This is a genomic window from Flavobacterium sp. ACN6, from assembly GCF_002304005.1.
Taxonomy (GTDB): Bacteria; Bacteroidota; Bacteroidia; order Flavobacteriales; family Flavobacteriaceae; genus Flavobacterium.
The window spans coordinates 1-24,922 of record NZ_MRCQ01000013.1; the positions used below are offsets into that span (position 1 = coordinate 1).

The window sequence follows — 24,922 nt, forward strand, 5'->3', positions numbered from 1 at the left end:
TTATAAACAGCAATGAAATTTCGGTAACAGGATCGAGCTTGACTTCTACCGTAAACGGAGTGGCAAGTACTGCTTTGGATTTAGCACCTATAATTTCTGCAGCTACCACCAATACACTAAGCCTCTCGGGCAATACTTTAACTTCAGATGTAAATGGGGTAGCTTCAACTACAGATGCTGTTGAAAGTGTTTCTAACGCATCAGCAGTAAATACAGCAACGGTTACTGTAAATGGAATTGCCAGTACGGGAGCTCCAATAATAAACAGCAATGAAATTTCGGTAACAGGATCAAGCTTAACTTCAACCGTAAACGGAGTGGCAAGTACGGCCTTGGATTTAACGTCTGTCATTTCTGCAGCTACTACAAATACATTAAGCCTCTCAGGCAATACTTTAACTTCAGATGTAAATGGGGTAGCTTCAACTACAGATGCTGTAGGAAGTGTTTCTAACGCATCAGCAGTAAATACGGCGACGGTTACTGTAAATGGAATTGCCAGTACGGGAGCTCCAATTATAAACAGCAATGAAATTTCGGTAACAGGATCAAGCTTGACTTCTACCGTAAACGGAGTGGCAAGTACGGCCTTGGATTTAACGTCTGTCATTTCTGCAGCTACTACAAATACATTAAGCCTTTCTGGTAATACTTTAACTTCAGATGTAAATGGGGTAGCTTCAACTACAGATGCTGTAGGAAGTGTTTCTAACGCATCAGCAGTAAATACGGCGACGGTTACTGTAAATGGAATTGCCAGTACGGGAGCTCCAATTATAAACAGCAATGAAATTTCGGTAACAGGATCAAGCTTGACTTCTACCGTAAACGGAGTGGCAAGTACGGCCTTGGATTTAACGTCTGTCATTTCTGCTGCTACAACAAATGATTTAACAGCACTAAATGGAAATCTAATATCAACGGTAAACGGTGTCGCGTCGACTCCTGCTGTTCCAATTTTAGTAACGGCAGATAATGGATTAACAACTACAAACGGAAATGTGCAATTAGGAGGAACACTAACAAGCCCGACAACAATTATAACAGACCCAACAAATACTTTATCTATTCAAGGATTGACGTTTGGAAATCCGTTTGATGATGTGATTGTCATTGATCAATTTGGACTACTAAGATCACTTCCTTCAAAAGAATTGAACATGAATGATTGGAGCATTAATGGGAATATGAACATTCAGTCGTCATTTCAATTTTTAGGAACACTAGACGATGCCGATTTAGTTTTTAGAAGAAATAATATTTTATCAGGAAGACTACAAACTAACAATACTTCCTTCGGAGTGAATGCTTTGGTTGATTCTTCAGGCGGAGCTGATAATGTTGCTGTAGGAACATCAGCGCTTGAAAATAATAATTCAGGTCAACGTAATAGCGCATTAGGTTTCTCTGCAATGGCAGAAAATACCACAGGAACAGAAAATACTGGAGTTGGTTATTATGCACTTAATTCCAATACTATTGGAGGTCAAAATACTGCTTTTGGTAATTATGCATTTCAAGGGAATACAACAGGAAATCGTAATACATCCATAGGTTATTATTCTGGTTATATGGGAGTTGGGGAAGATATTACTCTGCTAGGGGCTTTTACGACATTTACAGATGGAATAGTTAATGCTACAGCAATAGGATCTGGAGCTAGTGTGAACACAAGTAATAGTTTGGTTCTAGGGGCTCTTGAAACTAATATAGGTATAGGCACTTATTCGCCAACGAATCCATTGCATGTAATAACGTACGACAATTTGGATCCAATTCGTTTTGAAGGATTAAAACCAAGTACCTCAAGCAGCGATTTAGCGGTTGTCATAGATGCAACAGGAGTTTTAAAAACTAAGGCTGTAGTCACTGGAATTAGATCAATTTCGGGTAATTACGCATTTACTCCAGATGATTACACAATTATAGCTAGAAATCTAACAAATGATATTACCATTACACTTCCTGATGCACCGCTGAATAGTGGCAGAATTTTAATAATCAACCAATTTAATTTAGTAAAACCAGATACCTCACCTCTTGTAGTTAATTTTAATGTACCCGTAATTTATTCAGATACGGAAGCATTTCCATACATCTCGACAAGTATTTTTGGAGGCCCTAGGGGACAAAGTGTAAAAATTACATTGCAGTCTGATGGAGTTGATTGGTATGTAGTAAGTTATACTATATGATTGGGTAAATTGCAGGTAAATTTTTGAAAAATAAATTAAAAGATTATGAAGAAGATCTATATAAAAATAAGTATTACATCACTGTTTTTTATCGGGAATCTCACGGCACAAACTGTCAATGTTGGAGATCTATCGATCTTAAATAATACTGATTTTTCAACGCTGTTCAATTTTGAGAATACAGCAGATGGAGATGTACTAAATGACGGAAGATTATATGCTTATGCCAACTTTAAAAATGATGGTCTGGTTACTTTTACAAATACAGAAAATGGAACAACTTTTTTTACAGGAACACAAATTCAGTTAATAGAAGGTTCTCAAAATGCTCACTTTCAGAATATTGTTTTTGATAATACATCGGCAATTGCCCCGTTTCATTTAAAAACGATAATTAATGTGGGTAAAAATGCATCTTTTAAAAACGGAATTGTTGATGCTGAAAGTTTTAATGGTAAAATGGTTTTTGAAGAAAATGCATTTCATTCTGATGCAAGTAACCTTAGTTTTGTTGATGGAAAAGTAGAGAATCTGGGGAATTTAAAATTTGAATTTCCTATTGGAGACGATGTTTATTTCAGACCCTCAATACACGACAAAGCAGACGATTCTCAAAATGTTTATACTACACAATATCAGTTTAAAAACGCTGGACCTGCTTATCCGTATACGAGTAAGGAAGAAGGAATTATTTCAATTGATGAAATGGAATATTGGAACTTAACTCAGGATCAGGGAACCGAAAAAATTGTATTAAGCCTTACTTTAGATGCTAATACAACTCCAGCCTTGTTTTTTCAGGAAGATGCAGATACAGAACTTGCTATAGTTCGCTGGGACAATACAACATCAAAATGGATTAACGAAAAAGGGGTAACGACAGATTTATTGACTGGTGCAGATTACACCAAAATGGTCACAACCCAAGTAAGCGGTTATGGAATTTTTACCATTGCGATAGTAGAAAAAGCCAATCCAGAGCCACCCGGAGATTTGGAAATTTTCAATGCCCTTTCTCCAAATGGAGACGGTATAAATGATAGTTTTCATATAAAGGGAATAGTTAATTACCCAGATAATAGAGTGGAAATTTACAATCGCTGGGGCGTAAAAGTTTATGACGCGCAGTCTTATAATGAAAGCGATGTTATGTTTAAAGGATATTCTGATGGACGAGGAACAGTAAAAAGAAGCGAAGGTCTTCCAGCAGGAACTTATTTTTATATTTTAAAATATGTAAAAGATTCGAAAACAATAGAAAAAACGGGATATCTCTATATTGGTATTGATAATTAGAGAGAGCTTTTTAGCATTTTGCATAAAAAAAAACGAGACTAAAATAGTCTCGTTTTTTACTTTTTATATTTTGAAATTATGTTGTCTGATCATCTGTTGCAGCGTCTGGAGCATTGGTTTTAACCGATTCAATACCTTTATCTCTTGCAGAAGTGCTTTCATACATTTCACTTGAACCAATGATCTGGCCGTTTCCAGCTTTTAAAGTAAAATAAGGTTTTCCGCTTTTAGATTCCTCTTTGCTATAACGACTTTCATCCTGCGAGTTTGTTTTTACAGAATCAATGCCGTTTTTACAACCATCTTTTGAGGCATAACCTTCACTTGTTAAAATTGTCTGACCGTTGCCGGCTTTTAAATTAAATTGAAATTCCCCATTGGTTCTTTTAGTAATTACAAATTTTCCCATATAGTTTTTTATTTTAGTTAGGTAATAATTTATTTTTGATAGTCATAAAAATACAAAACTTAGTCATATAAATCATACGTTAATTTGAAAAAATCATTACCTAAACAATAAAAAAAATAGCATAAGTATTTATAAAAGAGTCTTTTCTGAAAACTAATTATATTCCTAAACGAAAATCAGAAACACTTTTTTCTTCCAGACTGATTTCTTCAAAAACACTTTGAGTTCCTTTATCGACGGGACATTGCGTACTGATTCCCGTCCAGATTTCTTTTGGATAATTGTTTTTATACAGACGCACCATCTGCCAGTTTTTCTTATCAAGAGAATAATAACTAGCAACAGTTTTAGTATCAGATGAAATTTTCATGTAAACAGAAGGCTCTTTTACAACATCGTGATTGTTATCATCAGAAGTTCCCATCGTGCGTACCGTTACCATTCTGTGATTACCTCTTTCGTCTTGTTCAAAACAAAACTTCTGGTATAAATTATCATTCGCATAAATATATAATACACCAGCATTATACAATCCCTTTGCTTTAAATTCAGGAGTTACTTTTGCTGTAAGCGTAAATGGTTTTGTGTTGTCTATTTTAGATAAAAGCATTGGCGCGGTTGTATTTGATAATTTCCCGTCTGGGTCTGAGAAATAATCTGATTTTTCGCCTGCTTTAAAGACAATTTTTTCACCTGCCTCAGTTTTTATAAGTGTGTCAGCACCATTAACCGCTTTTGTAAAGTGAATCCCTGATAATTTAATATCGCAAGGAGAACCATTTACAAACGCTGAATCTTTAGAATTTGCTGCACTCGTCGTTTTTGCTGTTTCATTTTTAGAATTACAGCTGATCAATAAAGATAGGCTTAGGATAACAATTGATTTGTCAAAAAATGTTTTCATAAATTATTTTTTTGGGATAGAAAGTGATATTTTTAGTTTTCCAAAAATAGAATTGCTTTTAAAAATGGGCAATACGTAAAATTAACCAATTATACTTTCTAAATGCCACAGAATCTCTCCATCGAAAATCAATTAATGACTACGTTTTTAGAACAAAAATTTGAAATAGGAGAATCGAATGATATAGAAATGTATAGGCAGTTTGTAAGCAATTATGTAAAGATTGAACAATGTGTGGCTGTTTTGTCTGATTTTCGATCGGACTGCAGTTATATTTATGCAGGAAGTTTTGGGTCTGTTTTTGGACTTCCAAATGAAAATTCAGAAATTGATTCTGCTTTTGAAGAATGCATTTTTACCAAAATCAATCCAGATGATTTGGTCGAACGTCATGCATTAGAACTTCATTTTTATCAATTCTTAAAAGAAATTCCTACAGAAGAATATAGCAATTACAGTACTTCCAGTCGTCTTAGAATGCGAGATTCACCTGAAAAAAGTACGTATATAAATCATCGTACAATTTATCTCAAAACCTTTAGCAACGGAAGTATTTCTCTGGCGTTATGTCTGTATCTGCCATCTACAGATTTACAGCCTCGAACTGGTATCGATGGCAAAATTATCAATATCCAAACAGGTGAAGTAATTGAATCCGATAAATATAAAAAGCATGCAGAAAATATACTTTCAAAAAGAGAACTAGAAGTACTAAATAGCGTAGCAAAAGGAAATAAAAGCGAACAAATTGCCGGCGAAATGAATATTTCAGTTTATACCGTTAGACGCCACAGACAGAATATTATAGAAAAACTAAAAGTTACCAATACAGCAGAAGCAGTTCAAACTGCTTTTGTCATGGGAATTATATCCATTTAAATACGTGATCTCTTTTTATTAATTTGTATTTTTATAATAGATTACACAAAATACATCAACGCCAATTTTGTTGATGCAAATTATTTATGAAAGAAATCAACCAAATACTTAAAGCATATTCAAAGGCAAAATTATCAGGAAAAAAAACAGCTTTGGCCACAGTCGTTAAAGTTGAAGGATCATCTTATCGGCAGCCTGGCGCACGCATGCTTGTAACTGAAGATGGTGAACTTACAGGCGCTATCAGCGGAGGCTGTCTGGAAGGAGATGCACTTCGAAAAGCACTTCTTTCTATCCATCAAAAGCAAAATAAACTAATTACTTACAATACCAGTAATGAAGATGATGCCGAAGTCGGTTTACAGCTTGGATGCAACGGAATTGTACATATTCTGTTTGAATTTATTGAAGATGCCGTTGAGCATAATCCAATTCAGCTTTTACAGCAATTAGAATTAGAAAGAAAAGAAGCCGTAATAGTTACCGTTTTTTCCCTAAAAAGAAATGCTTTTCAGATAGGAACAACATTGTTTTTTAGAAAAGATAGTCCGATTTTAAATCATAACAACGAAGTTTTGAGTTTAGTTTCGGAGTTAAAAGAAGTTCTTGAAACCAAAATATCTGTCGTAAAAAAACTGCAGCAGGAAAATGATAATGAAGCTTTAATCGAATATATAAAACCGCCAATTTCGCTCGTTATTGCAGGTGCAGGAAATGATGTACAGCCTTTAGTACAAATGGCATCCATTTTAGGGTGGAAAATTACTGTTGGTGAAGGCCGAATTGCCCATTCATCAATAAAGCGCTTTCCTAAAGCAGATCAGGTGTTTACTGCAAAATCCGAACAATTTTTAGAAAATATTACAGTAGATAATCAAACCTATTTTGTTTTGATGACGCACAATTACAAATACGATTTGGGAGTTCTAAAATTACTCTTAGAAACAAATTGTCAATATATTGGAATTTTAGGCCCAAAATCAAAACTAAATCGAATGATCGGTGATCTGGAAAAGGAAGGGGTTTATGTAAATGAAGAACAGCTGAAAAGAATTTACAGCCCAGTAGGATTAGATGTTGGTGCCGAAACAGCAGAAGAAATTGCACTTTCAATTGTGTCTGAAATTAAAGCATTTTCTACCGAAAGATTTGGTACTTCTTTAAAATATAAAGCGGGAAAAATTCACGACGAAATCGAGTATGAAAAATAAATTTCATGATAAAACAGGAATTGTCATTTTAGCTGCAGGAAATTCATCACGACTTGGCAGACCAAAACAGTTGTTAGAATATAAAGAATCTACACTTTTAAAAAACACGATTTCAGAAGCTCTAAATGTTCCAAATTCATTTGTAATAGTCGTAACAGGTGCAAACAATCAAAACATCGAAAAGGACCTTGATTCTGCTGCAATTACATTATGTTTTAATGAAGATTGGGAAACTGGAATGTCATCTTCAATCGTAAAAGGATTAAAAGAAATATTGCATTTAAACTCAGATTCTGAAAATTGTATTCTAGCAGTTTGTGACCAGCCTTTTGTTACGAGTTCAATATTTGAAAATCTTATAAGCGAATATCATAAAACCCAAAAAGGAATTGTCACTTCAGCTTATTCTGAAACCTTAGGAACTCCGGTTTTATTTCATAAAAAATATTTCAATGAATTGTTGGATTTGAAAGGGCAGGAAGGAGCGAAAAAAATCATTAAAAAATATTTAGAAGATACAGTTTCAGTTCCTTTTGCAAAAGGCAATATTGATATTGATACGGAAGAAGATTATACTACGTTGATTTCTTGATTTCTTGATTTTAAGGTTTAAGGTTTAGAGGGACAAAGGGACAGAGGAGCAAAGGTGTGCAGAGGTTCAAATATTTTTATATTTCGCTCCGCTGGAGCTATTTAACTTTGGCTATTTTTGTTTCTATAAATATAACGCCCTCCTAGGGCTTGGTAAACTCTTTTTTAAATTATTAAATAAAGCTTTTTCAAGCTTTGGTAGCAAACTCCTTTAGGAGTGTAATATTTATAGAATAGATTAAGATTTTTATTTCTAAGCCCCATTGGGGCGATATCTTACTACGGATTAAAGTTTTATACCATAATTGCAAAAAATAAAAAAATTGCTCCCGAAGCATCGGGACGGTGTCTTTGCGAGATTATTCGTAAAAACAAAATAAAAACTTAGTGCCCTAGCGCCTTTGTGGCAAATTCACCAGCCAAAGCCAAAACCCGGTCTACAGCGATCTCAATTTCCTCCAAAGTTGTAAAACGCCCCAGACTAAAACGAATTGAACTCAAAGCCTCTTCATTCGATAATCCCATCGCTTTTAAAACATGAGATGGTTCAGAAGTTACCGCCGAGCACGAAGCCCCATTTGAAACCGAAATATTCCCCAAAGCCATAATTAGATGCTCTGAATTTACATTTGGAAAACAGATATTTGTAGTATTATAAATTCGGTTTTCTGTATTTCCGTTTACAAAAGAACCTTCAAATTGAAGTAAACCAACTTCTAATGTATTGCGTAACAGTTCGATTCTTTTTTTATCTTCTTCTAATTGATTTAAAGCAACTTCAGATGCTTTACCTAAACCAATTATTCCAGGAACATTGAGAGTGCCGCTACGTAATTTACGTTGCTGTCCGCCGCCTGTAATTTGAGGAAGCAGTTTTAATTTGGCTTTCGCCGAAATATACAAAGCCCCAATTCCTTTTGGACCGTAAAATTTATGTGCAGAAAGGGCTAAAAGGTCAATTCCTAAAGTTTTAACGTCAATTGGAATTTTTCCAGCAGCCTGCGTAGCATCACATAGAAAAAGTACATTTTGGGCTTTAAGTATTTTAGAAATCTCACTGATATTTTGTAAGACGCCAGTTTCATTATTAGAAAACATTCCGATGAAAACCAGTGTTTTATCTGTTATTGCTTCATTTAAAAGATTAAGGTCTAAAAGTCCGTCTTTAGCGACTTGTAAATACGTTATTTCAAAACCAATGCGCTCCATAAACTGGCAGGTTTCGAGTACAGCTTTGTGTTCAGTAGCAACAGTCACGATATGTTTTCGATCCTGATCAGCCAGACCTTTAATTGCTAAATTAATTGCTTCTGTCGCACCCGATGTAAAGGTTATTTCTTCTGCATCAGCATTAATTAAATTAGCGGTTTGCCAGTATGCATTTTCCACAGCTTCATTTACGGTTAATCCCGCAATGTGCTGACTTGTAGAATTGGCATAAAGATCAGAAAAATAAGGAAGCATAGCTTCAAGAACCCTTTCATCAACGCGAGTTGTTGCATTATTATCCAGATAAATATTTTGATTTTGAAACATAATTTTGACTTGATTTAGTAAAAATACAAATAAAAAAATAAGAACTCAATCCGATTTACTTAACCGCAAAGCACGCAAGTTTTTTTTATTTTGAAATTTAAATAAACTCAAGTTCACAAAGCTGTAATTGACAAAGCTTTGCGAATTTTGTGTTTTTAATCACTACTAAAGATTAAAAACTTTAGCACTCTTTTCGGTAAAATTCAACGAAATCATAATAATTCTAAATAACGATCATGTTTGAATTTTATAACTTTTTGTGAATTAAGATGGTTAAATTTGTTAGAATCCCCAAGTGATTTTGCTAATTTAAAAGATAGACTGAATGGCTTCTAAGAAAACAAATCCGAATAAAGTATCTCCGGAAGACTCAAATTCCCGCCGTGACTTTATAAAAAAATCAGGACTTTTTACCGCTCTCGCTTTGACACCGCCGTCATTGGTAATGGCATCCGAGAATAAATGGGACGAAAAAATAGCGGAATATTTAGAGACAGTACCGCTTTCTATTGAAGTAAATGGTAAAAAGCACAATCTTAACATCGAACCCAGAACCACTTTATTGGATTTGTTAAGAGAGCAATTGCAACTTACTGGAACTAAAAAAGGCTGTGACCACGGTCAGTGTGGTGCTTGTACAGTTCACGTAAACGGAACTAGAATTTTGTCATGCTTATCTTTGGCATCCATGCAACAAAATGCGCAGGTTACCACAATTGAAGGACTTTCAAATGGAAAAAAACTTCACCCAATGCAGGAGGCTTTTATCAAACATGATGGTTTCCAGTGCGGCTATTGTACTCCAGGACAAATCATGTCTGGAATAGCCTGCATAAAAGAAGGACATGCTAACAGCAGAGAAGAAATAAGTGAATATATGAGCGGTAACATTTGCAGATGCGGTGCGTATCACAATATTGTTGATGCTATAACAGAAGTTAAGGAAGGAGGAAAGGAATTATGAAAAACTTTCAGATAATTAGAGCTTTATCAGCATCTTCTGCTGTTTCAAATATAAAAAAAGAAAGTGATGCCATGTTTATTGCCGGTGGCACAAACTTGGTGGATTTAATGAAAAAGAATGTGGTCGCTCCAGATAAATTGGTCGATATTACGGCTTTGGATTTAAAACAAATTGAATTTTTAAAAGGAAAAGTTTCGATAGGTGCATTGGCAAAAAATAGTCAGGTTGCCGAAGATGCATCCATCAAAGAAAAACATCCTTTGCTGGCTTTGGCTTTAGCGGCCGGAGCATCGCAGCAAATACGACATATGGCAACGGTTGGAGGTAATATGCTCCAGCGAACACGTTGTTCTTATTTCTACAACACCGATATGCCCTGCAATAAACGCGTTCCGAAAAGTGGCTGCGGAGCTATTGGAGGAGCAAATAGAATGCACGCTGTTTTTGGAGCTTCAGAAAGCTGCATTGCAGTTCACCCAAGTGATATGTGTGTGGCGCTTGCCGCATTAGATGCCACTGTTTTGGTGGAAGGACCAAAAGGAAAACGACAAATTAAATTTACCGATTTTCATCGTCTTCCAGGGAATACACCAGAAAAAGACAATACTCTAGAAAATAAAGAATTAATTACTTCAGTTGAAATTCCGGATAATAATTTTACTAAAAATGTACATTATCTAAAAGTCCGAGATAGAAGCAGTTATGCATTTGCATTGGTTTCTATTGCTGTGGCTTTAGATTTGAAAAATAATAAGATCAATGATGTCAGACTTGCTATGGGCGGTGTGGCACATAAACCATGGCGATTAACTGAGGCTGAAGAATTTCTGAAAGGAAAAACAATTTCAGAAGAATTATTCAAACAAGCAGCACATTTATCGATGAGAGACGCAAGAGGATACGGTGACAATGATTTTAAATTGACACTTGGAGCCAATGCCATAACAGAAGCACTTACAATAGCAGCATCAAAATAATTAGAATTATGAGCAAGACAAGTAATATTAATAGAGTTGACGGATTTGCTAAAGTAACAGGTTCTGCAACATATTCTGCCGAATACAAAATGCCTGGAGTTGTATATGCCTGTTTGGTTGGAAGTACAATTGCCAAAGGAAGAATCAAAACCATTGATACTAAAAAAGCAGAATGGGCGCCGGGAGTTTTGGCTGTCATTACGCATTTAAATGTAGATAAACCTGCTGGGTATCAAAAAGCAAAAGACAAAAATAATTTTGGTCAGCCGCTGCAGATTTTTAAAGATGATTCGGTATTGTATTATGATCAGCCAATTGCATTGGTTATTGCTGATACTTTCGAGAGAATGCAATATGCGGCAAGTTTAATTAAAGCCGATTATTTAAAAGAAGAACATTCGACTGAACTTAAAAAAGCAGCAGATAAAGAGAAAAAAGTTGAGACTGATAAAGGAAATGATTACCATCGCGGGGAACATGACGGTTATAAAAATGCAGAAGTAGTTTTAGAAGCCGAATATACTATTCCGACTGAAGTTCATAACCCAATGGAACTTGCAAATATTATAGCAAAATGGGACGGAAATAAACCGACTTTATATACCAAAAGTCAAGGTGTCGAAGGAACGCGTAAAAGTGTTGCCGGAGTTTTTGGAGTGCCAATTGAAGATGTTGAGGTTCACTCCGAATATCTTGGTGGTGCATTTGGAATGGGATTGCACACTTGGCCGTATGAAATTGCAGCTTTAATTGGTGCAAAGAAATTGAATAAACCTGTAAAATTAGTTTTGCATCGCGAGCAGATGTTTACAAACGTTGGCTTTAGACCTTACACGATTCAGAAAATGGGTCTAGGCGCTACAAAAGCTGGAAAATTAACGGGTTTAACGCATGAAGCCGTTGCAATGACTTCCAGCTATGAAGATTTCATGGAAGGAACCGTAAACATGTCACGATTTATTTATGATTGTGCCAATGTTTCAACACGTTACAGAATTGTTCCTCTAGATACTTGTACACCAATTTGGATGCGTGGTCCAGGTGAAGCGACAGGTTCTTTTGCCTTAGAATCGGCTATGGATGAATTGGCGCATAAATTAAATATGGATCCGATTGAGTTTCGAAAATTAAATTATGCCGAAAAAGATCTGGAACAAAATAAACCGTGGAGCAGTAAATATCTTTTAGAATGTTACGAAGGCGGCATGGAACGCATTGGCTGGAAAAACCGTAAAAATAAACCAGGATCAGTTAAAGAAGGCGAGTGGCTTGTGGGCTACGGAATGGGAACGGGAACTTTTGGTTCTTATAGAAATCCAACTTCTGTAAAAGCTAAATTTTTGTCCGATGGGAATTTAGTACTGCAATGCAGTGTAAATGACATGGGTCCCGGAACAGCAACTATGATGACAGCAATTGGTGCCGAAATAACTGGAATCCCATCAGAAAATGTTATTATCGAAATGGGAAAAAGCGGCTTACCAAAAGGGCCAACACAGGGAGGATCGGCAACAACTTCATCTGTAGGTTCTGCGGTTCATGATTCTTGTAATTTGCTAATAAGTAAACTATTAGGTTTAGCTGTAGAAAATCCTGCATTTAAAGGAACTGCGATTACAGATTTATCTTTTTCGAATGGATTGATATCTTCTAAAAAAGACAAATCCAAAACCCTCACTTTGACTTCTTTATTTAGCACAAATAAATTAGACGGATTAGAAGTAGAAAATTTATCAAAAGGAACCGAAGAAGCTAAGAAATATTCGATTTATTCGTTTTCAGTTCACTTTGTAAAAGTATTAGTGAATCCGAATTTGGGAAAAATAAGACTGGCGCATGTGGTTTCCTGTGCAGATATTGGAACGGTTATCAACCAAAAAACATCTGCTGGACAAATGTACGGCGGTGCTGTAGGCGGAATGGGAATGGGATTAATGGAAGCTTTAGAAATCGATCATCGTTTCGGCCGTCCGATAAACAACAATTTTGCTGATTATCATGTTCCCGTAAATGCGGATATTGAAAAACAAGAAGTTTTCTTCGTTAATAAAAAAGATCCAATCAGCAACCCGATGGGAACAAAAGGATTAGGAGAAACAGCTTTGGTTGGAATGGCACCCGCAATTGCAAATGCGGTTTTCAATGCAACCGGAAAACGTGTACGAGATTTACCAATTACGCTGGATAAAATTATAGAAACCGTTAAGGTTTAGGAATAAAACAATTACAAAAATCCCTTTAAAAATAAGATTTTAAAGGGATTTTTTTGTTATGAAGATATCTTGCAAAATAGACGAGAGATAAAGTTTTTTTGCGTGATAAAGCTTTGAGATCTTGCGTAAATCTGCTCTTTGCTGTTAAATAAAAAAAATCGCAAAGCTTAAAAAACTTTGCGACTTTGTGCCTTCGTGGCATATATCATTAAAACTTATTTAATCGTAATTGGCAATTCAACTGTCGTTTTATCCCATCCAATAACAAGATTTGTTACAGAACCTTGAGTTGTAAAAGCGATTGATAAAGCTTCTATAGGAGTAGAAACTGCTTTAACAGGAACAGAAACTCTTACAATATCTTTACTTTCATCGTAAGCATAGCCACCCCATAAATCCAATTCTTTATTGATAATAATCGTCCATTTATCTTTTTCAGGAATAGCAAATAAACTATAGTATCCAGCTGGAATATTTTTACCGCCAATTGTTACCGCTTTGTAGAATTTGATTTCTGTATTTTCGTTAGCACCAACTCTCCAAACTTCTCCAAACTTCACGATGTCACCAAAAATCGTACGTCCTTTTGCAGAAGGTCTTGCGTAAGTAACCTTTACAACTGGATTTGGATTATCTGTTTTTTTGAATTTAACAGCTTTGTTTGGGAAATAAGAAATATCAACCGGACTTGCATCAAGCGGAGCAAATTTTACTACGTCCTGGGCTTGAACGGTAAAAGCAGCGAACAAAGTAACTGCCAATAAACTAAATTTTTTCATAGGATTACAATTTTTAGAATTACTACAAAGTAAGTTAATAATGAAGAAAAATCATATAATTACAGTTTGTTTTTTGTTAATGAATTGATAACAGATTTGACAATATAATTTTATTTTCGTTCAATTTTCTGTAGAGACGCACTGCAGTGCGTCTAACACATTGCGGATAATAGTTGCGTAGACGCACTGCAGTGCGTCTCTACAAATAAACTTTGTGTTTAATATTCATTTTTCTTTTTTTCGTACCAATTCTGCATAATATAAAAAGCTTTCTTCTTTTCACCATCATTTGAAATTAGACCTTTACGGTTGTAACCATCCTGAATGCCTGGAAGAAGTCGTTTAGGAGATCTAAAATCGACTAAAATCCACGGGCTTAATCCGCTTAAATGCGGAATTTTTTCTATCATTTTCAAATTCTGAATGTATAAATATTCCTGATATTCTTCTGTCCAGCGCTCGTCTTTCTCTCCATGAAAGCCTGCTTTTGCATCTCCGCCAAATTCAGAAACAACAACAGGTTTATTATATGGCGTATTCCAAAACGTTTTTTCAGCATTTTCCAAATTGCCGCCGTACCAGCCTAAATATTGGTTGAAAGCAATAATATCAAGTGATTTACCAATTTCATCATCAATCATTCCATTATGCGTTAACAGAGCCGCACTGATTAATCTTGTATTATCCAATGATTTTGTATGAGTTACTAAATTCGTGATAAAAGTATTTCTAGCGTCAGAAATTGGAGTTTCATTTGCCATCGACCAAATCACAATACTTGCCCTGTTTTTATCTCTTGTAATTGCCGCTGTTAATTGATCTTCTGCATTTTTATATGTTTCTTTATTGGTAAATTCAACCGTCCAGTAAACCGGAATTTCTTCCCAAACCATTAAGCCCATTTTATCAGCCATGCGAACCATGTTTTCGTTATGCGGATAATGCGCCAGGCGAACATAATTACAACCCAATTCTTTTGCCCAATTCAATAAGCGTAAAGCATCTTCTTCAGAATTAGCTCGTCCGCCTTTTGAATTTTCTTCATGAATGGAAATGCCTCGTAAAAATATTGGTTTTCCGTTTAATAGAATTTTATCTTCTTTTGTTTCAATGGTTCTAAAACCAATTTTATCATTTAATTTCTTTCCGTTAAAATCAATTGTAACCTCATATAATTTCGGATTTTCAGGCGACCAGTATGATATTTTTTTTGCTGGAATTTCAAAATTTAAAATACCTTCAGCGCCAATTTTTCCTTTGTAATTAATTTTTAATTCTGGAATGGAAACTGAAACCTGATTTTGTGCCAGATTGAAATTGTTGATTTTGATAAACCCAGAAATAACAGAATAATTGTTCTTTTTAAGCTGTATATTGTAATCTTCAACAAATGAATTTTCTTCTTCAATTAAAGTCACATCACGTGTTATACCTCCATAATTCCACCAATCGGTATTGATTGTAGGAACATCTTCTTTATGGCGCGTATTATCTACTTTAATGACCAAATAATTATCTTTTGTTTTTACAATAGAAGTAATTTCGTAATTAAAAGGTGTAAAACCTCCAATATGAGTTCCTAGTTTTTTGCCGTTCAAATAGACATCGGCTTTGTAATTTACGGCTCCCAAATAAACGAAAAGGCGTTTATTCGCTCCCAAATTATAATCAAAAGACTTTTTGAACCAGACATTTCCTTCGTAATATTTCAGTTCAGGAACCTGAGAATTCCAATCGCCTGGAATATTAATTTGAGGTGATTTATCAAAATCATATTCTACCAATTCCTGTTTGTTTTCCGCATGATAATTATTGAAAAATGCGCCTTTTGCTGGTTTTTCCTGTTTGTCGTATTGATCAAGGTGAAAGCTGTAAAAACCCGTTTGATACGGATCGATAATGTAATTCCAAACACCGTTTAACGAAGTTGTATTTCGGTTTGGAACGTTTGATAGTAAACTTTGCGCTTGTCCAATTACGAAGGATGTTAGGAATAAGAATGTTAGGACTTTTTTCATTTTAATTTTTCATTTTAATTTTTGTGCTGTATTTTAAAGTTTTTTATTTCTCATGCAGATTTGGCAGATTTTTTCTCCTGAATGTAATCTAAAAACAATATGCGTAATTTGCGAGAAACAACTAATTCACTGGAATCTTTAAATATTCCCCTTTAAAACTCTGGTTCAACGCGGTCATTTCGATCGGCAGACCAGAACCATCCGGAATAACTTCAATCGAAGCTTTTCCGTTTGCCATTTTGATGGATTCACTTCCAGTTGGTGTACCTTGATTTTTTAAGGTTTTACCACCTTTCAGACATTGAAAATAAACACTTTCTTCATAATCCAGACAACGTAAGTTATTATTATCGATTGCAATTGCCGTAACCAGATAATTGCCGTTTTTTAATTTTTCTGAAGATAATTGCAAAGACGAAGCCGCATCATTTTTAGTAAAGCGATAATTCACTTTTATCGTATCAGAAACTGTTTTTCCATCTTTGTTTTTACCAATGGCAAGTAATACATTATCTCCTTTTAAAAAATTGACATCCCAATTTAAACCATTTGCTGGATAAAGCGAAAGATTTCTTTGTTTTTCGCCAAGAGATTTCCCTTCGTGATACAGCGTTACTTTCTCACAGTTACTAAAAACACTGATCTTTCTTGGTGTATTTTCAGGTCCTTGACGCTCTGTCCAAGTATGCGATTCAATGTAGGCGAAAGGCTCTTTTGCCCAATAACTTTTAAAAACATAATACGCATCTTTTGGATTTCCATTTCGGTCAACCAATCCTTTTTGATTCATGTACGGAATATCATCTTCTGGACGCAAAGGCGTGGCAAAATCCTTAAAAGCCCATTGTACATTTCCCACAAACTGCGGATCATTTTCGGAGATATGCAAATGCCAGTCAAATAAGTCAACGATATAATTTTCGCTCCAGTCGCCAATTTGGGCGATGTTGGCCACTTTTGTCTGTACAATTGCCTCTTCCCAGCCTTCAGCTTTTATGACATTTTCGCCCGTTACTGGATTTTCGCTGTGACGGCCTACGTGACTGTCGCCTCCATATTCGGCGTGAATGAAATGTTTGTATTCTTTTTTATAAACATCGATTGCTTTTTGATAACTTTTATAACTTCCAGAATACCAGCCAGACCAGATAGAAGGGGAGAAGACGTCAACAATTTGTGAGCCTTCGTAATATTTTCTGATCGCCGTTTTTCTGGTTGGATCCAGTTTATGCGCAATGTCGTTTAATTCGGTTAAAAAAACATTTGTTTTCTCTGTATTATCGCCGTCAGGAAAATCGGGAAGCCAATTCATTTCGTTTCCAAGCGACCAGATTATAATACTTGGGTGATTGTAATTTTGATTGATAATTTCTTCGAGCATATTTTTTGTATTCGTCTGCCAAACTTCATTTCCAATGCCGCCGCGACACCAAGGAAGTTCATCCCAAACCAATAAACCAAGTTCATCACAAGCTTTGTAAATCTCAGGATCTTGCGGATAATGCGCCAGACGAACAAAATTGGCACCCATATTTTTAATGGATTTCATATCTGACCAATGCTGCTCGTTGCTCATCGCCGCGCCAACGCCTGCCTGCTCTTCATGGCGATGTGTACCGCGAATCAATAAACGTTTTCCATTTAAATAAAACGGACCGTGATCTTTAAATTCAAACCATCTGAAACCTACTTTTTCAGAAAGACTATCTCTAATTTGATTTTTTTCTGATAAAACAGCAGTTAGCGTATATAAGTTCGGATTTTCAGTATCCCAAAGTTCTGGATTTTTGATGTTGTCGAAAGTAATTTTAGAAGTTTTGTCTGAAATAGAAATGGTTTTGCTGGTAACTTTTTTTCCTTTCGGATTTTTAAGTGTTAGGGTTAAGGATAAATGTTTTGAATTATCCGGATTGATAAAGGAAGAAATGATTTGTAAAGAAGCTTTTTTAGCCGAAACTTCTGGAGTTGTAATCTTAAGGTTTCCAATGTGATTTTTGTATTTTGAAACCAGCCAGACGTCGCGCGTAATTCCTCCGTAAATAAAGAAATCACTTTTTTGCGACGGAATGATTTCGATGTCATAGCTATTATCAACACGAATAAAAATATCGTTGTTTCCTTCTTTTATAAAGTTGGTAATATCGATCGAAAAACCAATATAACCGCCAATGTGATTTCCTGCTTCTCTGCCATTTACATAGACTTTTGTGGTAACATTTGAGCCTTCAAAATACAAGGAGTAAACTTGATTTTTATCTATCTGCGGGATATTTAATTTCTTTTGATACCAGCTTGCGTCGCGTCTGTAACCCGGATTTAAATCGGTTGCATCTTCTGCGTTCCAAGTGTGTGGTAAATTCAGAGAAGTCCAGTTTGAGGCTTTCTTTGCTTCGGTGAGGTTTGGTGTGTGATTTTCTAAATAGAGCCAATTGTCATTAATATTCATTTTTGTCTGAGCAAAACTGCTGCTCAGACAAATTTGAAACAAAACAAAAAGCGCAAAAATTGAAAATGTATTATTTTGATATAATGATTTCTTCATAAGTTATTTTTTTAGGCTCAAAGGTGCAGGGGAGCAGAGGTTCAAAGATTCAAACGTGCAGAGGTTCAAAGGCTAAAAAACTTTGTCGCTTTTAACCTTTGTTACTTTGTTACTTTTTTCTTAAAGGTTCAAAGGCTGAAAAACTTTGCCACTTTGTACCTCAGAACCTTTGCTCCTTCTTTCTTAATAATGCTTCCAGAAAATAATAATCAGCATAAATTATAGGTTCGTCTATTTCGTCGTGTTTTGGCCAGTTTCCTGTGCTGTGATCGAGTAAAAAAGGAGCTTTTATTTTTGGATCTAAAATGTATTGATCCGTTTGAACGGAAGCCATTACTTTATCGGCGAAAGCCAAATAATTGTCCTTTTTTGTGTAAGTGTATAATTCATATAATGCAGACGCCATAACCATTGCAGCTGAAACATCTCGAGGAGAATTTGGAATATCAGGATCTTTAAAATCCCAATACGGAATTCCGTCTTCGGGCAGTTTTTTATTCGTTATAAAAAAGTCTGCTGTTGCTTCAGCTTGTTTGAGATAGGCGGGATCTTTAGTATATCGGTACGACATTGTGAATCCATAAACGGCCCAAGCCTGACCACGCGCCCAAACCGAATCATCATTATATCCCTGCAAAGTAGTTTTCTTTCTAACTTCACCCGTATTCGGATTATAATCAATAACATGATAGCACGAGTTGTCTGCTCTAAATTGATTTTTTAAAGTGGTATTAGCGTGTTGAACTGCAACATCACGATATTTTGGATTTCCAGATAATTTTGAAGCTTCAAAAAGCAATTCCAGATTCATCATATTATCGATGATTACCGGATAATCCCAAATTGCGGCGTTGAAATCCCAGGAACGGATAGAACCCACTTTGGGATTAAACCTTTTGCATAAAGTTTCGGCACCTCTAATAACTACGGCTTCGTATTCTTTCTTGTTTTCCACTTTTAGGGCCTCTCCAAAACTGCAAAACACTTTAAAACCTACGTCATGCGAATTACTATTAACACTTTCTTTCTTGCTGAAAGGAGTCCATTTTTGAGCTTGTTCTTTGTACTTAGAATCGCCTGTTAATCGGTATAACTGCCAAAGATTTCCGGCAAAAAAACCGCTTGTCCAATCTCTCGAAGGGACTTTGCGAATCTCATTGGTTTTGCTATTCATACTTCTTGGCATCGACATAGAATCAACCGGATAGTCCAATAGCATTTTATATCGGGTTTCCAGAAGATTTCCTGCCGCTGCAGAAGTTTTGGTCTGAGAATTAATTCCGGATTTGCACGCTGTCCCAAGCAGTGCAAACCCAAGAATTAAAGAAATGAAACTGACATTCTTCATACTTACGTATTATTTTTTATTTTAAATTAAAAATTAAAAATCGACTATACTTTTTTATTCCGATTTCTATAATAAAATCGATTTTTTTTTGAAGCTATTCCCGCTATCCGTTCCAATCTTTTGTGGCGAACCCCGCCACAAAAGGATTTCCACTTCTATCGGGGCTAGGAACTCTTTTTCATAAAACAGTGCTATTTTTAATTTTAATTCTAAATTTTTAATTTATTGTTTAGTAACCAGGATTATTTGGTTTTAAATTCGGATTAATAGCCAATTCGGTTCCTGGTAAAGGCCATAAATAATCTTTGTTTGGATCAAAGTTAGCGTGCGGTTCTAAGCCGGCTGGGCCAAATACTTCTGATCCAATTTTTAATCTTTTAATGTCATACCATCTGATGTATTCAAATGCTAGTTCCAATCTTCTTTCATCAATAACCATTTTTCTGAAATCGGTTTGAGACAATCCCGGCGTTACGTTTGCAGGAAATGAAACCAATTTTCCAGCTTTGTTTCTCGCTCTTGCACGAACTCGGTTTACATAGCCATCAGCCTCAGTGGTTCCCGGATTAATTTCGTTTAAAGCTTCTGCTGCCGTAAGCAATACTTCTGCAAAACGCATCGTAATATAATTGTGCTGCGAAGTTCTTCCGTTGGCACCAGCTTTTCCCGGAAAACGGTAATATTTTGCAATATGCGGACGCGGCGCTTTTTCATTATCACTTGAAGGATAAATTTGTAATGCTCCGCCTGGACCAGTTTTCTTTCTGATGATAGTATCAAAACTTACCGCTCTTCTGTAATCTCTTTGATCCCAAGTATTGAATACTTTTAAGGAAGGAACAGCAACAGAAAATCCTTGGCCGTAGCTGTAACTGTCATCTTTTAAGGAACCTGTAAAAAATGCAGTATAATCCTGACCGTAATTTCCAGAAGTTAAGTTGTTAAAATCGATTGTAAATAATGGTTCTTTTAAAGAAGCTGTTTTTGCAGCGTTAAATAAATCTTGAAAATCTGCATCCAGACCTAAACCAAATTTGGCTTCGTTTGTAATTACAAATTTGGCTTCATCATAGGCTTTTTGATAATTCCCTAAAGTCAAATAAACAGAAGCTAAATAACCTGCAGCAGTACCTTTTCCGGGAACGGCTTTTACTTTTGGTTTATCTTCCAGCCACTGTTTTGCAAATTCTAAATCGGCGATAATTTTTGGATAAACATCTGCTTCTTTTGTCCTGCTTAGAGAATTTACCTGAGCAACATCATTTACAACAAAATCAACATACGGAATATCTCCAAAAAGACGTACCAAATGATAATATGTAAAAGCTCTTGCAAAATAAGCCTGAGCCACAATTGCATTTACTTTTGCAGGATCTCCCGGTGTTTTTTTAGCGCCTTCAATCGCCTGATTTGCCGCCGTTATAATCACATACGACTGCGGCCAAAAGTTGGCCACAAGTGCGTTAGTGTCATTCATGCTCATATCGTTAACATCGATACGCGCAGCCTGCGTGGTTCTGTCTCCAATATCAGACATATCATCTCGAAGCATTAAGGCAATTGTAAATTCTCTTCCCCAGTAATTATTGTGGGCTATATTGGCAAAAGCTCCGTTTACAGCGGCCTGTAAATCATCTGTGTTATTAAAAAAGTTATCTGGACGAATTATTCCTACTGGTTTTTCTTCCAGATCAGAACATCCAAAAAAAGCGAGTGTTCCGAAGAATAGAAAAGCGATATATTTTTTCATAGTATTATTTTTAGGTATTAGGTGTATAATTGAACACATAGAAACATGGCTTTTAGGAACGATAATTAAGGCGTTTCATTTGCATTACTAATCATAGCATTTTGCGTTTAGCTATTTGTAAAACTGGTTTTTTAATTTTCCTCTTTGACAAAAAAATCTATATTTCTATGTGTTTACTATTAGACTAAAATTTCACATTAAATCCAGCAGTGAACGTTCTTACGTTTGGATATCCTCCATAGTCCAATCCTAAATTGGTATTACTACGTGAATTAGTGTCGTTTAAGTAATTGGTTTCAGGATCTGAACCAGGATAATCTGTAATTGTCCAAAGGTTTTGTACACTGATGTAAAAACGAACTTTGCTTAGTCCCATCTTAGTAACAATTTTCTCGTCTAAGCTATATCCTAAAGAGATGTTTTTTAAACGAATATAACTTCCATCATAAACAAATCTTGAAGTAATTCTTTTGGTTCTTGCGGCATTTGCAGGAACGTTCGTATCTGTATTTGTTGGAGTCCACGCATCTAAAACTTCAGTTGTAGCATTGTTGTTTCCAGAAGCCAGTTCCATCAAAGTATAATTTAAGATTTGATTGCCTTGTGAACCTTGAAAGAAAATATTTAGGTCCAGATTTTTATACGTAAAATCATTATTGAATCCGAAGATGAAATCAGGATTTGGATTACCAATGATCGTTTTATCTTGTGAATCTAATTTTCCGTCACCATTTACATCTCTAAATTTTTCACCGCCCGCTGCAGTTTCAAAATTCCCTGGTAAAACCGTTTCTCCCTGCTGAATTACGCCATCATAAATAAATCCGAAGAATGAACCAACTGGCTGACCGACTCTGAGAATCTGAGATTCAGTTGCTAAAAAGTGCCCTGGAGCAGAATTGATTAAAAGGTCTTTATTATCAGCGAGTTTCAATACTTTGTTTTTGTTTGAAGAAATATTAAAATTAGTTGACCAAGTAAAATCGGCGCCAACAAAGTTTTTCGTAGTAATTCCTAATTCCCATCCTTTATTTTCTAATTCTCCAACGTTTTGAAGTTGTGAAGCAATTCCTGAAATTCCTGGAAGAGGTCTGTTAAATAATAAATCTTTGGTAATTGTTTTATAATAATCTGCCGTAATACTAATTCGGTTATCAAACAAACCTAAATCGATTCCGTAATCCTGCTGATAAGAGGTCTCCCATTTCAAATTCGGATTATCCAAAGAAGTTAACTGAACTGCATTTACAATTACATCACCGCTTACATCATAAATTTCAGAAAATCTTGACAACGTAGAGTACGCGCCAATTGACGGATTTCCTGTTGCACCATAACTGGCTCTTAATTTTAAGTTTGAAACTGTTTTACTGTCTTTTAAGAAGTTTTCTTTTCCTAAATTCCAACCAATTGCTCCAGAAGGGAAAGTTCCGTATTTGTAGTTTTTGCTAAAGCTCGAAGAACCATCTCGTCTGGCAGTAAACGTTAGCAAATATTTATCATCATAATCAAAATTCAACCTTCCGAAAGCAGAGATTAATTCGGTTTCAGATAAATTAGAATCTGGTTTTAAGAATACTGTTCCTGCTCCAAGATTACGATACGAATTGGTATTAGTCAAAAATCCTCTTGAAGCTGCATACGAACTTTCGTTTTTGTTCTTTTGATAAGAATATCCTCCAAGAACGGTTAACATCCCTTTTTCAATAATTTCACGTTTAAAAGTCAAATAATTCTCTGTCAGGAAAGAAGAAAATCTAGTGTTGTTTACAGAAGCTTCTCCTTTAATATTTTTTCCTGCAATTAAAGTAGAAGGAATAAATCTTCCAGTTTGCGAATTATTGTCGGTTAAACCTAATGTCGTTTTAAAATCAAGATCTTTTGTAATTTGATATTGAGCAAAGAAATTGTTTCGGTTTACGATCGAAACCGTTTCCAGAATGTTCTCCATTGCCGTTGCGTACGGATTATCAATATCATCTCCAATTGGTGCCGTTGTAGTGTAAGTTCCATCGGTATTATAAATTCCTTTGTCAGGCATAAATCTATAAGCTGCCGCAATAACACCTGCTGCACCCGTTCCGCCTGCACCAGTCTGACTGATGATTCCTTCTTTGTTTTGTTTGCTTGTAAAAGTGTTTAAGCCTACTTTTAATTTCGGAGACAAATCGGCTTCAAGATTACTTACAATAGTGTATTTATCAATTCCTGAATTAATTACGACTCCATCTTGATTAAAATACGTTCCAGAAACATAATATTTTACAGTATCAGAACCGCCTGAAAATGACAATTGCGTATTCGAAATCATTCCGTCACGATAAATGATGTCCTGCCAGTCAGAATTTGCCGGCCCTTGCGTATGGGTTGTAAAACTTTGTCTGTAAGCAGCAAACTGATCTGCATTTAATAAATGCAATTTGTTGTTTACCGATTGTACAGAAGTCGAATTACTGAATTCAATTACAGGTTTTCCAGGTTTTCCTTTTTTGGTCGTTACCATAATAACCCCGTTTGAACCTCTGGATCCGTAAATTGCCGTCGCCGAAGCATCTTTTAAAACTTCAATAGAAGCAATGTCCTGAGGAGCGGGCATAGAAACTCCTGCAAAACCATCAACGACAATAAGCGCATCACCGCTGGCATTGATTGAAGTACCGCCACGAACCCTGATTTTTACAGGCGCACCTGGTTCACCGCCATTATTGGACATTACAGAAACTCCCGCAGCACGGCCTTGTAAGGCTTGTTCTGCATTTAAAACAGGATAAGCTGTTAATTCTTTTGCCGTTACCGAAGATACAGAACCTGTAATATCACTCTTCTTACGCGTTCCGTAACCTACAACAATTACTTCTTCAAGAGCTTTAGTATCTGGCTTTAAACTTACATTGATTACGGTTTTGTTTCCAACTGGAATTTCAACAGTTTGAAAGCCCACAAAATTGAAAACTAATACAGCATTTTTTTCTGAAACAATAACAGTATAATTTCCATCCATATCTGCAGACGCTCCAACAGAGGAATTTTTAATATAGACATTCGCACCAGGAAGTCCGAGTAAATCTTCGCTCGAAGTAACTTTTCCGGTTACTTTTCGTTCCTGCGCATTCATAATGAAATTTACTAGTAAGAAAGATACCAGTAAACACCATTTAAACGGTTTGTTTTTTTGGTTTGTAAACATTCATTTTTTGGTTTTAAGGTTAATAAGTTAGATAAAGTAGAAAAGCAATAAACTCATTCCGATTATCACAATGACAAATAGGATTTGCAGCAATAAGAAGTTTGTTTTTTTGATTTTCATATC

At 35.5% G+C, this 24,922-nt stretch carries 17 protein-coding genes; 8 read left to right on the forward strand and 9 right to left on the reverse strand.

Features of this window, described 5'->3' with window-relative positions; genetic code table 11:
- Positions 1-2,195, forward strand: a 2,195-nt coding sequence (locus BSF42_RS22530; RefSeq protein ID WP_216360290.1) for a hypothetical protein, incomplete at its 5' end; no start/stop codon positions are given.
- Positions 2,196-2,240: 45 nt separating this feature from the next.
- Entirely contained in the window at positions 2,241-3,491 is a 1,251-nt protein-coding gene (locus tag BSF42_RS17700) for a gliding motility-associated C-terminal domain-containing protein (protein ID WP_095954430.1), read from the forward strand.
- Positions 3,492-3,567: 76 nt separating this feature from the next.
- Here the strand turns inward: BSF42_RS17700 and BSF42_RS17705 are convergent, their stop codons facing one another.
- Both BSF42_RS17705 and BSF42_RS17710 read right to left on the reverse strand, forming a co-directional pair.
- On the reverse strand, positions 3,568-3,900 hold the full coding sequence (locus BSF42_RS17705) for a YegP family protein (RefSeq protein ID WP_095954431.1): 333 nt from the start codon (positions 3,898-3,900) through the stop codon (positions 3,568-3,570).
- Positions 3,901-4,057: 157 nt separating this feature from the next.
- Complete coding sequence (locus BSF42_RS17710) at positions 4,058-4,804, reverse strand: DUF1349 domain-containing protein (protein ID WP_095954432.1); 747 nt, start codon at positions 4,802-4,804, stop codon at positions 4,058-4,060.
- Positions 4,805-4,939: 135 nt separating this feature from the next.
- On the opposite strand from BSF42_RS17710, the gene BSF42_RS17715 reads away from it, so the two are divergent.
- The 3 genes from BSF42_RS17715 (at position 4,940) to BSF42_RS17725 (ending at position 7,486) form a co-directional block, all read left to right on the forward strand.
- Positions 4,940-5,683 (forward strand): response regulator transcription factor, encoded by a 744-nt coding sequence (locus BSF42_RS17715; RefSeq protein ID WP_253251104.1) that lies wholly within the window; start codon positions 4,940-4,942, stop codon positions 5,681-5,683.
- 86 nt (positions 5,684-5,769) lie between these two features.
- Positions 5,770-6,894, forward strand: coding sequence for an XdhC family protein (locus tag BSF42_RS17720; RefSeq protein WP_095954434.1), 1,125 nt, complete (start codon positions 5,770-5,772; stop codon positions 6,892-6,894).
- Entirely contained in the window at positions 6,884-7,486 is a 603-nt protein-coding gene (locus BSF42_RS17725; protein ID WP_095954435.1) for an NTP transferase domain-containing protein, read from the forward strand. Before BSF42_RS17720 ends, BSF42_RS17725 begins: the two co-directional genes overlap by 11 nt.
- A gap of 383 nt (positions 7,487-7,869) precedes the next feature.
- Here the strand turns inward: BSF42_RS17725 and BSF42_RS17730 are convergent, their stop codons facing one another.
- Positions 7,870-9,021 (reverse strand): cysteine desulfurase family protein, encoded by a 1,152-nt coding sequence (locus BSF42_RS17730; RefSeq protein WP_095954436.1) that lies wholly within the window; start codon positions 9,019-9,021, stop codon positions 7,870-7,872.
- 325 nt (positions 9,022-9,346) lie between these two features.
- Here BSF42_RS17730 and BSF42_RS17735 point away from each other — a divergent pair, with 325 nt between their 5' ends.
- From BSF42_RS17735 to BSF42_RS17745, 3 genes are read left to right on the forward strand one after another with little or no spacing between them, the layout of a single operon-like run.
- On the forward strand, positions 9,347-9,985 hold the full coding sequence (locus BSF42_RS17735; protein WP_095954437.1) for a 2Fe-2S iron-sulfur cluster-binding protein: 639 nt from the start codon (positions 9,347-9,349) through the stop codon (positions 9,983-9,985).
- The gene (locus BSF42_RS17740) at positions 9,982-10,962 is read left to right on the forward strand and encodes a xanthine dehydrogenase family protein subunit M (RefSeq protein WP_095954438.1); all 981 of its coding nucleotides are present in this window, start codon (positions 9,982-9,984) and stop codon (positions 10,960-10,962) included. Before BSF42_RS17735 ends, BSF42_RS17740 begins: the two co-directional genes overlap by 4 nt.
- Positions 10,963-10,970: 8 nt before the next feature.
- The gene (locus BSF42_RS17745; RefSeq protein WP_095954439.1) at positions 10,971-13,175 is read left to right on the forward strand and encodes a xanthine dehydrogenase family protein molybdopterin-binding subunit; all 2,205 of its coding nucleotides are present in this window, start codon (positions 10,971-10,973) and stop codon (positions 13,173-13,175) included.
- A gap of 215 nt (positions 13,176-13,390) precedes the next feature.
- On the opposite strand, the gene BSF42_RS17750 is transcribed toward BSF42_RS17745, so the two are convergent.
- The 6 genes from BSF42_RS17750 to BSF42_RS17775 form a co-directional block, all read right to left on the reverse strand.
- Complete coding sequence (locus BSF42_RS17750; protein ID WP_095954440.1) at positions 13,391-13,954, reverse strand: DUF2911 domain-containing protein; 564 nt, start codon at positions 13,952-13,954, stop codon at positions 13,391-13,393.
- A gap of 218 nt (positions 13,955-14,172) precedes the next feature.
- Positions 14,173-15,972, reverse strand: a complete 1,800-nt coding sequence (locus BSF42_RS17755) for a glycoside hydrolase family 2 protein (RefSeq protein ID WP_095954441.1) — start codon at positions 15,970-15,972, stop codon at positions 14,173-14,175.
- 121 nt (positions 15,973-16,093) lie between these two features.
- Positions 16,094-18,514, reverse strand: coding sequence for a glycoside hydrolase family 2 TIM barrel-domain containing protein (locus BSF42_RS17760; protein ID WP_095954442.1), 2,421 nt, complete (start codon positions 18,512-18,514; stop codon positions 16,094-16,096).
- 160 nt (positions 18,515-18,674) lie between these two features.
- Complete coding sequence (locus tag BSF42_RS17765) at positions 18,675-19,862, reverse strand: glycoside hydrolase family 88 protein (RefSeq protein WP_095954443.1); 1,188 nt, start codon at positions 19,860-19,862, stop codon at positions 18,675-18,677.
- Between the two features lie 229 nt (positions 19,863-20,091).
- Positions 20,092-21,612 carry a RagB/SusD family nutrient uptake outer membrane protein gene (locus BSF42_RS17770; RefSeq protein WP_095954444.1) on the reverse strand — a complete coding sequence of 507 codons (1,521 nt, stop codon included), beginning with the start codon at positions 21,610-21,612 and terminating at the stop codon, positions 20,092-20,094.
- A 184-nt stretch (positions 21,613-21,796) separates the two neighbouring features.
- Entirely contained in the window at positions 21,797-24,799 is a 3,003-nt protein-coding gene (locus tag BSF42_RS17775; protein WP_095954445.1) for a TonB-dependent receptor, read from the reverse strand.
- Between the last annotated feature and the right edge of the window lie 123 nt (positions 24,800-24,922).